Raw genomic sequence first — 11,225 nt, forward strand, 5'->3', positions numbered from 1 at the left:
ACCGCCGCAGCCTTGGGAAAGCCAACATCAAGGAATTGTTTTGCGGTGAGCCGCAACGACCGATAGCCTGGAGTAAGACATGCCCGATAGCCGTCCGGATACGGAACTCAGCAATCCGCAGAGCGCCAAGGCGCCGCTCGACCCGCATCTGAAAGCGCTGGAAAATGAATCCATCCACATCTTCCGCGAGGTTGCGGCCGAATTCGAGCGTCCGGTCATGCTCTATTCGATCGGCAAGGACTCCTCGGTGCTGTTGCATCTGGCGCGCAAGGCCTTCTATCCCGGCCGCGTGCCCTTCCCGCTGTTGCATGTGAACACCGGCTGGAAATTTTCCGAGATGATCGCCTTCCGCGACGAGACCGCGAAGAAGTACGATCTCGATCTCATCGAACACATCAATCCGCGCGGCAAAGCCGAAAACATCACGCCGTTCACGCATGGATCGGCCGCCTTCACCGACATCATGAAGACCGAGGGGCTGCGTCAGGCGCTCGATGCCGGCCAATTCGATGCCGCTTTCGGCGGTGCGCGGCGCGATGAGGAAGCCAGCCGCGCCAAGGAGCGGATCTATTCCTTCCGCACGCCCGACCATCGCTGGGATCCGCGCAACCAGCGGCCGGAACTCTGGAACATCTATAACGGCATGATCCGCAAGGGCGAGAGCGTGCGCGCCTTCCCGCTGTCGAACTGGACGGAGGTCGATATCTGGCGCTACATCCAGGCCGAGGACATTCCGCTGGTGCCGCTCTATTACGCCAAGAAGCGGCCGTTCGTGGAGCGCGACGGGATGATGATCCTGGCCGAGGATCCGCGCCTGGAACTGCTGCCCGGCGAAGTCCGCCAGGAAGGCATGATCCGCTTCCGCACCCTCGGCGACTTCCCGCTGACCGGCGCCATCCGCTCACAGGCGACCACCCTCGAAGAGGTGATTGCCGAACTCGAAATTGCAACGGTGTCCGAACGCCAGGGCCGCGCCATCGATCGCGACCAGTCCGGCTCCATGGAAAAGAAGAAGCGTGAAGGATATTTCTGAGATGACCGCAGCCCAAACCGCCGTCTCGGCCGCAACCGTCGTCAACCTGCCCGCCGCCGAGCCGCTCAAGGCCCTGCGCGATACCAGGCCGCTGCGCCTTATCACCTGCGGCAGCGTCGATGACGGCAAGTCGACCCTGATCGGCCGCCTGCTCTGGGACACCAAGGCGGTCAAGGAAGACCAGGCCGCCACCTTGCAGCGCGATTCCACCGGCAAGCAGAACGATCTCGGTCTGCCCGACTTCGCTCTGCTGCTCGACGGCCTGCAGGCCGAGCGCGAACAGGGCATCACCATCGATGTCGCCTATCGCTACTTCTCGACCGACAAGCGCTCCTTCATCGTTGCCGACACGCCCGGTCACGAGCAATATACCCGCAACATGGCGACCGGCGCCTCGACCGCCGATCTCGCCATCCTGCTGGTCGATGCCCGCCTCGGGATTCTCGAGCAGACGCGCCGTCACGCGACGATCGCCTCGCTGCTCGGGATCAAGCAGTTCGTGCTTGCCGTCAACAAGATCGACCTGACGGGCTACGACCGCGCCGGCTTCGACAAGATCAGCCATGACTTCCGCGAGTTTGCCCTGTCGCTCGGCGTCAAGCAGATCACCGCCATTCCGATGTCGGCGCTGAAGGGCGAAAACGTCGTCTATTCCGGCCAGGCCGCCATGCCCTGGTATACCGGTCCGTCGCTGGTGGAGACGCTGGAGCTTGCGACCGTGCGCTCGTCGCAGACGGTCGGCTTCCGCCTTTCCGTCCAGCGCGTCTCGCGTCCGGGCGAAAGCTTCCGCGGCTATCAGGGCACGGTTGCCGGCGGCTCGGTCAAGCCGGGCGACAGCGTCATGATCCTGCCGTCGGGCATGGTCGCCAACGTTTCCAAGATCGTCACCTTCGATCTTGTCCGCAACGCCGCCGTTGCCGGCGACGCGATCACGCTGGTGCTCGACCGCCAGGTGGACGTGGCGCGCGGCGATATGATCGTCTCGATCGACGCCCAGCCGCAGGTCGGCCTTGCCTTCGACGCACAGATCGTTGCCTTGCAGCCTGAGGGCATCGAGCCCGGCAAGCGCTACTGGCTGAAGAGCGGCAGCCGCCGCCAGCGCGTGCAGGTGCAGCCGCTCAGCCAGCTGGAACTGAAGACCGGCACCTGGAACGCCGCGCAGCGGCTCTACATGAACGCCATCGGCAAAGTCCGGCTCGTCTTCGACGAAGCGGCGATCTTCGATCCCTATGAGCAGAACCGGCTTTCCGGCTCCTTCATCCTGATCGATCCGGAGACCAACAACACCGTCGCCGGCGGCATGGTGACCGGCAAGCGCACCGAACTCGGCGGCCTGCACAATGGCGAAGCCCGCGTCATCCTCTCGCTTCCGGCCGACCTTGCCGAGCAGATCATGGCGAGCGAACTCTTCGCCAGCCGCAGCCATGAGGCCGAGGTACGGCGCATGACGGCAGCCGAAGCGGCCGACCTATGGTCGAGCGCTGCAAGCGATATCTGACAACGGATAAGGGGCCAGCAAGACTGGCCCCTCACCGCGGCCGGATCTGCTGGTTGCGGGCTGGGGATACTCTGCCGAACGGCAAAGAACCGATCAAAACCTGAGATTTGCGATAGGGGCTTCCCCAGCTCAATTTTCCGTGTCGGCCTCTCCGGCCGCTAAAAAAATCAGAGTTTGCAGAAAGCGGACTTTTTCAATTCACGATTCGCTGTTTACCGCTTGCCCGCGGGCCAATGTGGGGCCATTCTTAGATCGGATCCTGGCGGTGCGGTAAGACGAGAGGTCAGGCCTTGCAACGCTCAATCCCGACCTCGAAGCACTAACGTGGCGCCTTTTCTCGACTGATCCCCGAGCGAGGAGGTTGTCCATGTCCACGCGCTATGTCGACCATCCGCTACAACCGGGCGACCGGGTCCCGAACGTCGTGTTTGATGCGATCTCGCACGAGGGGAAAATCGCACTTGATGATTTTCGTGGCCGCAGCCCATTGTTGATCGGTTTGTTTCGAGGCCTGCATTGTCCGTTCTGCCGGCGCCATGTCGCGGCCATGGCATATCTCAACCCGATGCTGCGTGAGAAAGGCGTCCAATCGCTCGCGGTGGTAAACACCCCGGTCGAACGCGCACGGCTCTATTTCCGTTACCATCCGATACCCGATCTTCTTGCTGCTTCCGACCCGGTACGGGCTTCGCACCAAGCCTTCGGCCTACGCGAGGTCGGGATCGACACGGCCATGGCGATACTGATCGATCTTCCGGGCGAGTTGCCCGAGCCTATGGGCGTGATGGCAATGGACGAATTTCTCAACGAGAAGGAAGGATATCAGATTACGGAAGCCGATCAGCAGATGATGACTGCCGACCACGGGCAGCTTGTCGGTCAGTTCTTAATCGACCGGGAGGGCATCGTGCGCTGGAGCTTCACTGAAGTTCTGGAGGCTGGGCTCCAGACATTCCAGGCACCGAATTCCCAGGAGTTGATGTCGGTAGCTTCCCAAGTCGTGCATTGACAACGAAAAACTCGCTCGACGCCCGGGTGGTGCTCGGTGGGTCACTAACGACTACACTCCGCCCTTGGCTATTGATCGCTAGTGGAATTTGAAATCCAGCTTGCCGCAAAGAAACCGATCAGAACCTAAGGCCGTGCGATCAGGGCTCCGCATCCGCGTCCGGCCCGAAGCGATCAGATGGGCTTTCCTCTAGACTTCGGCATTCCGCGATCTACATTTGAGCTTCTGTGGGCCTGAAATTATATCAGGTCTCAGCCCCTTCGCATCGCCCACCCTAACCATTTGCGGTTCGGGCCTGCGCTTCATCCCCCATTCAACGTATTTTCACCGTGCAAGCGGGAGGATTTTCCATGGCCAATGCCCAATGCGCCTGCGGCGCTCTGCGACTGATGCTCAGCGAGCCGCCGCAATTGACTGCGCTGTGTCACTGTCTGGCTTGCCAGCGCAGGACAGGTGCGCCGTTTAGCGCAAACGCTTTCTACTCGATGGGCTGTGTCGAAATATCTGGCGCGTCTACAGAATTCATTCGTACTGCCGAGAGCGGTCGCAACGTCCGAATGCATTTTTGCCCAACGTGCGGCTCGACCGTCTATTGGAAGGCCGATGCTGCGCCGTCCTGGATCGGGGTGGCGGTAGGTTCCCTCGCCGACCCCGCCTTCGCGCCACCTGCCCTGTCAGTCTTCGAACAATCGAAACATAATTGGGTGCAGCTTGACGAAACAGTAGAGCACTTTCAAAGCCTTCCAATCGCTAATTAGAATGAATGGACGTGGAAAGGTTGGGCAGCAAAGCTCTTTCGCTACCTACATGCTAGACAACCATTTCGCTGAGATCGCGAATAAGTCCGCCAGGGCCTTCCTCGGCTGCAGCGTCTACGCCAATCTTCGTGAGCCAGCACCACATGCTGACCCGATGGAAAAGAGTGTAGAGCCAAAGCGCCCTTTCGGTATCCGGGTGATCGACCGAGCCGTAACCTTCCAGAATGGGCTGATAGCTGCGCGGGTCTTCATGTGCACAGCAGAAAAGGGCTTTGGCCAAGTCGAAGAGCTTATCCGCAGCGCGTGCATTTCCAAAATCGACAAGCCCGCTCAATTCAAGTCGGCCAGCCTTGCCACGTAACGCCAATACATTGCCCTGATGAAAATCGTCGTGGGCGAGGACTGCGCCATCGCTTGCGTCAAGAAAATCGAAGCTGCCCTTAGCTGCTTGTTGCAGACGGCGTGCCAGCTCGGGATCGCCGCCAAGGGCGCGAAACCGCCGAAACACATCGTCAAACGCTGCCGTCATGTAGTCTGCGTTCGTGGGTACCGGTTTGTCGATGCCGTGGCCAAGCACATAGCCATACGCAGGCATCGGTACCGCATGAATGCGTCTCAGAAGCTCTCCCATCTGGCGATAGACGTTTTTGATATCAGGCTCGGCCATCCAGTGGCGAAGCGAGCGGCCGGGCAAGTGGGTCAACAAGGAATAGCGTAGCGGCAGAAGAGACCGAGATTCATCGACGCGCAGCCAGGTGGGAACCGGCGGCGTCAAATCTTTGAGCCAGCCCGCTACGAGCGCCTCCTTCGAAGGGCCCCACTCGGGCTCATCCGGATAAGTCTTGAGAACCAGCGACCCATAATCGGAATTCGCAAGATCAATCTTATAGACCTCGGTGCTCCCGCCCTCCAGCCGGGAGAAACCGCAGATGGTGAGATCGGGCTCAAGGTGCTGGATGAGTTGCAAGACAGTTTCAGCGTCAAGTTCGAAAGTCATCCTTCGTCTTTTCCCGAAGCGATCTCAGTTCCTTCGTGAAGCACAGCTCCGACGACCGGTGCGAGCCAAGGTTCACGTCGAATGTTCCACACTTCGACCATCGGGCTGATAGCGTAAGGCGCTTCATCAAGCGTCCCCAGAAACACTTCCACGCCGTCATCGAAGAGAAAGAAGAGCCGAGAACCACAGGCAGGGCAGAAGGACCTTTTATCGAAAGTGCTGATTTCCCCGGACATCTGGAATTGCCAACGATGCCAATTTGCCGTTGCGGAGAAGGCGGAGCCAGTGATCTTTCTGCATGTCTTGCAGTGGCACAACCCCGACTGATAGGGCTCGCCTCGGACCTCATAACGCACTGCACCGCACAGGCATCCACCCGTTCGTATTGCTTCGACTGGCATGTTCTCCTCCCGCTTGAAAGTTGTGACGACAAACTAAAGACAACAGCGGTGAGATATCAATGACGGCAATGGGCGCAATCCTGAGAGGAACTCTGCCGGACTGCGACCAGTTCAATGGCTGCCTCTGCCCCTTTGCGGCCTAACGGACTGAGCGGGCTACTTCCCGAGAGCGTTTTTCAGCGCATCGACGACGACGCGGACGGAGGGGACGTCCTTGATGTCCGAATGGACAACCAGCCAGACCTCTCTTGTCAAAGCCTGTTCGCTCTCAATGCGCTGGAGACCGCCGGACTCCGGGGCGGCGAAATCAGGGAGCATGACGACACCGGCGCCAAGGCATGCGGTTGCGGCCTGAAACTCCAGAACGGACGACCGCACGGCGATCGGCCGGCCGGCGGCCAGTTCGATCAGCCGCAGCTGCTGCGGCGAGGCGTTCATGGTTTCGTCGTAACCGATGAAGGTCCAGTCCGATGGTGGAACCGTTTCGAGATAGGTCTTTGATGCGTAGAGATGGAAGCTCGTCTCGCCGAGCTTGACGATAGAGTAATCGCCGTCTTCCGGACGCGACATTCGCACGGCAATATCCGCCTCTCGTCTGTTCAGGGAGGCGAGGCGCTTTTCTCCGACAAGCGTGATCTGGACCCCGGGATGGTCTCGCCTGACGGCGGCGATCGGCTTTGCCAGCAGCACGCTTGAGAGAGCGGGAGGCGCGCTGATCCTCACATGGCCACGCAATTCCGTGGTGCTGCTGCGGCCAAGCTGCTCGATTGCCGCAGTCTGCGCCGCGACAAGAGCTGCGTGCCTGGCAACCTGCTCTCCCTCCAAGGTTAACGTGATGCGCCGTCCGCGGCGGTCTACGAGCTTGCGACCGAGACCGGCTTCAAGCGATGAAACGCGCCGACTGATCGTTGCGTGTTCGACGCCGAGCTGCTTTGCCGCACCAAGCAACGTTCCGGACTGCGCGAGCGCCAGGAAATGCCGAAGGTCGTCCCAGTCGAGTTTTGTGAATTCTCTCCCAATCATTGTGAAACAATAGGGAATTTTCACACATCACGCCATCGCCTAATTTGTGCCCATGAAGGAGCACGAGAGATGACCAACCAAATCGTATGGCTGAATGCCCCAGGTGACGTCACCCAGTTCCATGTTGAGGAGCAGCACCATTCAGAACCTCCCGGTGATGGCGAGATAAAAATCCGTCATCAGGCAATCGGAACCAACTTTCTCGACGTCTATCACCGAAAGGGCCTCTATCCGATGCCGTCCTACCCCGCGGTGATCGGTGCCGAGGCGGCGGGCATCGTCGAGGATGTCGGTCCTGGCGTCTCCATGTTTCAAAAGGGCGACCGCGTCGCCTATGCCGGGCCGCCGGTTGGCGCCTATCGCTCCACCAGGAATATTGTCGCCGAAAGGGCGATCAAGCTTCCGGATGCCGTTTCGGCGAAAACGGCAGCGAGTTCGCTCCTCAAAGGCATGACCGCCTACATGCTGTTGAAGAAGACCTATGATGTGCGCGCAGGCACCCAGGTTCTGATCCATGCGGCCGCGGGCGGGCTTGGGAGCATCCTCGTTCGTTGGGCGAGATCGCTCGATGCCACGGTGATCGGGACGGTCGGCTCTTCCGAAAAGGCCGCACTCGCCGCATCTTATGGAGCCGATCACCTTATCGTTGGACGAGACGCCGACATCGTCGCGGAAGTGAAGCGGCTGACGAACGGGCTTGGTGTCGACATCGCCTATGACGGGATCGGCGGCGACACGCTTCTCAAAAGCATACGCTCCGTCCGCCCATTCGGCATGGCTGTCACCATCGGTCAGGCCGCCGGTGCTATCCCACCGGTGCCTGTCGAGGAACTTCGCCCGGGCAAGGCGCTCTGCCATCCGAGCATCATGGCCTGGTGCGCCGACGTCGGACAGTATCGCGAGGCTGCCCTGGCTGCCGTCGGCGCGATGGAAGCAGGGATCGTTTCGCAGATCGGTGCCGAATATCGTTTGGCCGATGTTGCGAAGGCGCACGAAGAGATGGAATCCGGACGCTCGGCGGGCAGTATCCTGCTGATCCCTTGGTTGCTCAGAGTCCGTTATTTCGGCTTACGCAGATCGAGAGATCCAGTCGGAATAGGAACCACACTGGCAAGTCGTTGGCCTACCACCGCACCGATTGTGGCAACCCCGGAGGTCGTCCTGGATGCCGGTTCGATCTGGCGAAGAAACAGTCCGCTATCATCTGCAAGAGATCCGATAGTAATCATCGGCTCATCGTCGACGAAAAGCATCAGTCCAATGCCGGATCCAAGCTTATCCTCCACCCTGCATGGCAGGGCTCGCAGTACGGCCTCTGCGTTTGTCGAAAACAGGGATTTCACAAGCCCGCCAAGTGCTTCGACCTTATTGACGAACGGCCGCACGACAAGCGTGACCGCTTCTTCTTCAGATAGAGTGAGTTCGACGGAAAACTGAGCCGGCGCAGAACCGGTTGGCAGGCAAGCACTATAAAGCTGAAAAATCGCGGCACGGGCGAAATTCAAGCGTGTATCATGGGATTCGGCTTCGACGATTGATTGGAGAAAGCGTGAAGAGTTCACTGCCGGATTCCCTCTTTCGAATCGGGATAGCCCGATGATGAGTCAATATACGATACCGCTTCTGGGAGCGAGCCGTCCGCATTATTCATATTGCCAACTGCCGACCTTCGAAAATCTCCAGTTTATCCCCGATATCCTGGATATACCGCGAATATTTGGCGAAGCTAGAGACCCAGTTTAGATCGCAAGAAAATATGGATGCATTAGGTCAATACTCTGGCGTGTTGAGATCGCTATCACTCGTCCGTTCGCGCAACCATCCCGGTTCGCGAGCGCGCTTCCGATCGTCGTGTCATGCGTGTTTTCGTCTTGAAATCGGGTTCCGCCTTCGAATGCTGGACGGCGGAATGGCTCCGGTGGCCCTGATTATTGAAGCTTGAGGGCGGCGTCGCGCAGAGCGTGCCAAGCAGGGCTTCCATCGTTATGGATGTCGAATTTGTCATAATCGTCCTCAGGATAGAGGCCCGAGTCCTGGGTGCTGGTGAGCCGCCAGACCACCCAGCCTCCGCAATCCGAGGTGGCGATCGTGTTCAGCCACGTTTCATAGGCATTTGCCTGATCGGCATCGGATCGGGGAATTCCAAATTCCTCCAGGATCACCGGTTTTCCGATACTTCGTCCGATCGCGCAGTATTCGCGAATGCGGGCATCGAAATCGGAATGGCTCATTTTGACGTAGGATGGATAGCCATGCCACGTGCCGAAATCGACGCTCGGAATATTCATATCCGCCAGCTTCTGATCCATGTTCCCATGGCCCGTCGTTACCAGTTGTTTCGGTGCCAGGGATTTGACATAGGCTGACATTTCCGACACCCACTCATAAAGGAGCGGTTTGGGATGGATGTCAGGTTCGTTGGCCAGATCCCAGGCAAATATGGTGGGGTCATCGGAATAGCGCACACCGGTAATCGTGTTGACGCGCGACAGAACATGCCGGACCCATGCCTTGTAATCGCGTCGGGTTCGCGGATCAGCGGCAAAAAACGTGTATTTGTCCGAACTCCCGTACCAGGCGTTCATCTGTTGGGCACCGCCGGTGTAGGCCCAGAAATCGACGAATGCGAGGATCAGCTTGAGCTTGCGCTTCGCCGCTTCGGCGATGAGGTAATCGACCTTTTCCAGGCCGTCAGGTCCGTCGTTGGGAACCATCTTGTTGGTTATCGGATCCCAACTCATCATATAGATGCCCTTGGTTCCCAGATTGCTGGAATCGGCCGTGCTTTTTGAATTCCAGATCGTCGGCACCTGGCCGTCCAGCGACCCTATAACCGGTTGCAGGAAGGTGCGCACCACATTGGCACCCATTGCCGTGGCATCGTCCAGCACGCGGGTGACCTCGCCTGGTGAGCCAAATGTCAGATAATGGTTGTTTACGCCGGCCACCCGAAATGGCTTGCCGTCCAGCAGGAAGCCCCCCTCTTTCGTCGTGACGAAAGATTGCTGCGCAGATGACTGCGCGTCCAAAGATCCGACCTGAGCAGACCAAAAAAGCGCCAGCGCCACAGCGCCGACAGCGAAATTCCGGAAATGGCGAATACGTCTCATGCGAAGAAACTCCCTTTCAAGCCCGTGACGCAATTCCGATTTGGTCTGTCTCGTCGAGGGAATTGCCGTATGTCGAGACACCGGCAGCCGCTGATGGCGCGATGGCGGGCTGCGTTGCAGTGTGCCGTGTGGCCCAATACAATGCCGGGCACAGAAGCAGGCCTTCCAGCGAAACAGCAATGACCCAGAAATTGGCTGTGCCTGCGATCCCGAATTGCGCACCAGCGACGGCGGCCGCGATCTCCAGCACCGCACCGCCGGTCAGAACGAGCGTGGCAAAACCCAGGCGCCGTCGGACACGTTGAACCGCCAGATAGTGATACTTCAACGCCATTCCGAAAGCGGCAACGCCAAGAAACTGGAGGCCATTTCCTGCAATCACGGCATAGGCCGGATTGAATATCCAGAGCATCAAGCCTGATAGGAAGAGGAACGCCAAGGCGGTCGCCGCGCAGACCAGCATCGACAAGCCGAGCGACAGGCGCAGGCGCGAAGGAAATAGCTCCGGCTCCCGCAAAGCGATGGCAAACAACACCGAGGCGAGTGACGCAGGGACGAGAAGCGCGACGTTCAGCACCGTCCAGGCGGCATAAAAGGCGGCGTTGATCTCCGCGGACAGCATCACCGTGACGACGAAGGGCAGCAGCAGCGCCGGCGCCTGAACAGCCATGCTGAGCGTATGATGGCCGAAAACCTGTCCGAGCACCGGGCGGAAGGCGCGGATCTCCGGCCGGTGGAAAACGCGCCTGCCGGCATAAACAAGAAGCCCGGCCACGACGACCAGCGAGACAAGCTGCCCGGCAAACCAGGTGGTGAAGATCGCCAGTCCGCTGGCCGCCCGGCCAAGTGTCAGGCCGAGAGCGATCAGTAGAAGAAGCTTGCTGGCGGCGAAGACGACATTCCGGGCCAGTTGAAGGCCGCTGCGCAGAAGGCCAACCAGGGCTTGGTCGAGCACGAGGGTCACGGCCGTCAGAGCGCAACCAGCGACGAAGAAGAGATCGGTCGCGGAGGAACCGACGATCGAGCCAAGCCGCGTCGATGTATAGGCTGCGATAACAAGATAGATCAGCCCCACGACGATGGAAGCGCTGAACGAGGCCAGCAGGGCGCCCGTCAGAAAGGGGCCCGCTCTTTTCTGACGGCCCATCTCGCCCATCAGGAAGGGCCCGAGACCGACTTCACCGAGATTTGCGAGGAGATTCATCAACGATATGGCGGCGGCGGCGAGCCCAACAGCTTCGGCCGAGAAGGAGCGCGCCGCGAACCACCAGTAGACGAAGCCGAGAATGGCCGTCATCAACGTCCCAAGCCCCAGCATGCCTGCATTGAGGAGCAAAACCGCCTGATTCAACAAGAGGCTGCGGACCTTGGCAATGGCGGCGCTGAGGGTCATCAT

General features: G+C 59.5%; 9 protein-coding genes and 1 pseudogene. 5 read left to right on the top strand and 5 right to left on the bottom strand.

All coding sequences use genetic code 11. The annotated features are described in order from the left end of the window. The first annotated feature begins 79 nt into the window (after window positions 1-79). From cysD to G9X68_RS03085, 4 genes are all read left to right on the top strand, one after another. A complete protein-coding gene (gene cysD, locus G9X68_RS03070; RefSeq protein ID WP_003546395.1) occupies window positions 80-1,033 on the top strand; it encodes a sulfate adenylyltransferase subunit CysD in 954 nt (317 codons plus the stop codon). Window position 1,034: 1 nt separating this feature from the next. Continuing rightward, window positions 1,035-2,531, top strand: coding sequence for a sulfate adenylyltransferase subunit CysN (gene cysN, locus G9X68_RS03075; RefSeq protein WP_017959513.1), 1,497 nt, complete (start codon window positions 1,035-1,037; stop codon window positions 2,529-2,531). A 367-nt stretch (window positions 2,532-2,898) separates the two neighbouring features. Further along, a complete protein-coding gene (locus tag G9X68_RS03080; protein WP_171601219.1) occupies window positions 2,899-3,540 on the top strand; it encodes a peroxiredoxin-like family protein in 642 nt (213 codons plus the stop codon). A gap of 350 nt (window positions 3,541-3,890) precedes the next feature. After that, window positions 3,891-4,298 (top strand): GFA family protein, encoded by a 408-nt coding sequence (locus G9X68_RS03085; protein ID WP_171601220.1) that lies wholly within the window; start codon window positions 3,891-3,893, stop codon window positions 4,296-4,298. 52 nt (window positions 4,299-4,350) lie between these two features. Here the strand turns inward: G9X68_RS03085 and G9X68_RS03090 are convergent, their stop codons facing one another. The 3 genes from G9X68_RS03090 to G9X68_RS03100 form a co-directional block, all read right to left on the bottom strand. Beyond that, the gene (locus tag G9X68_RS03090; protein WP_171601221.1) at window positions 4,351-5,295 is read right to left on the bottom strand and encodes a phosphotransferase family protein; all 945 of its coding nucleotides are present in this window, start codon (window positions 5,293-5,295) and stop codon (window positions 4,351-4,353) included. Next, a complete protein-coding gene (locus tag G9X68_RS03095) occupies window positions 5,292-5,696 on the bottom strand; it encodes a GFA family protein (RefSeq protein WP_171601222.1) in 405 nt (134 codons plus the stop codon). Before G9X68_RS03095 ends, G9X68_RS03090 begins: the two co-directional genes overlap by 4 nt. A gap of 156 nt (window positions 5,697-5,852) precedes the next feature. Further along, the gene (locus tag G9X68_RS03100) at window positions 5,853-6,719 is read right to left on the bottom strand and encodes a LysR family transcriptional regulator (RefSeq protein WP_206679617.1); all 867 of its coding nucleotides are present in this window, start codon (window positions 6,717-6,719) and stop codon (window positions 5,853-5,855) included. 69 nt (window positions 6,720-6,788) lie between these two features. Between G9X68_RS03100 and G9X68_RS03105 the strand changes: the two are divergent. Next, window positions 6,789-7,760: pseudogene (locus tag G9X68_RS03105) on the top strand (quinone oxidoreductase family protein); the annotation flags it as partial. Between the two features lie 887 nt (window positions 7,761-8,647). Here the strand turns inward: G9X68_RS03105 and G9X68_RS03110 are convergent. Next, window positions 8,648-9,829 (bottom strand): glycoside hydrolase 5 family protein, encoded by a 1,182-nt coding sequence (locus G9X68_RS03110; RefSeq protein WP_171601224.1) that lies wholly within the window; start codon window positions 9,827-9,829, stop codon window positions 8,648-8,650. A 16-nt stretch (window positions 9,830-9,845) separates the two neighbouring features. Continuing rightward, complete coding sequence (locus G9X68_RS03115; protein ID WP_171601225.1) at window positions 9,846-11,225, bottom strand: polysaccharide biosynthesis protein; 1,380 nt, start codon at window positions 11,223-11,225, stop codon at window positions 9,846-9,848.

Source organism: Rhizobium changzhiense (assembly GCF_013087625.1).
Taxonomy (GTDB): Bacteria; Pseudomonadota; Alphaproteobacteria; order Rhizobiales; family Rhizobiaceae; genus Rhizobium; species Rhizobium sophorae.

What these genes read in the sequence shown, in the direction of transcription:
- cysD (WP_003546395.1), top strand. Translation starts at nt 80, where the DNA reads ATGCCCGATAGCCGTCCGGATACGGAACTCAGCAATCCGCAGAGCGCC.
- cysN (WP_017959513.1), top strand. Translation starts at nt 1,035, where the DNA reads ATGACCGCAGCCCAAACCGCCGTCTCGGCCGCAACCGTCGTCAACCTG.
- G9X68_RS03080 (WP_171601219.1), top strand. Translation starts at nt 2,899, where the DNA reads ATGTCCACGCGCTATGTCGACCATCCGCTACAACCGGGCGACCGGGTC.
- G9X68_RS03085 (WP_171601220.1), top strand. Translation starts at nt 3,891, where the DNA reads ATGGCCAATGCCCAATGCGCCTGCGGCGCTCTGCGACTGATGCTCAGC.
- G9X68_RS03090 (WP_171601221.1), bottom strand. Translation starts at nt 5,295, where the DNA reads ATGACTTTCGAACTTGACGCTGAAACTGTCTTGCAACTCATCCAGCAC.
- G9X68_RS03095 (WP_171601222.1), bottom strand. Translation starts at nt 5,696, where the DNA reads ATGCCAGTCGAAGCAATACGAACGGGTGGATGCCTGTGCGGTGCAGTG.
- G9X68_RS03100 (WP_206679617.1), bottom strand. Translation starts at nt 6,719, where the DNA reads ATGATTGGGAGAGAATTCACAAAACTCGACTGGGACGACCTTCGGCAT.
- G9X68_RS03110 (WP_171601224.1), bottom strand. Translation starts at nt 9,829, where the DNA reads ATGAGACGTATTCGCCATTTCCGGAATTTCGCTGTCGGCGCTGTGGCG.
- G9X68_RS03115 (WP_171601225.1), bottom strand. Translation starts at nt 11,225, where the DNA reads ATGATGACCCTCAGCGCCGCCATTGCCAAGGTCCGCAGCCTCTTGTTG.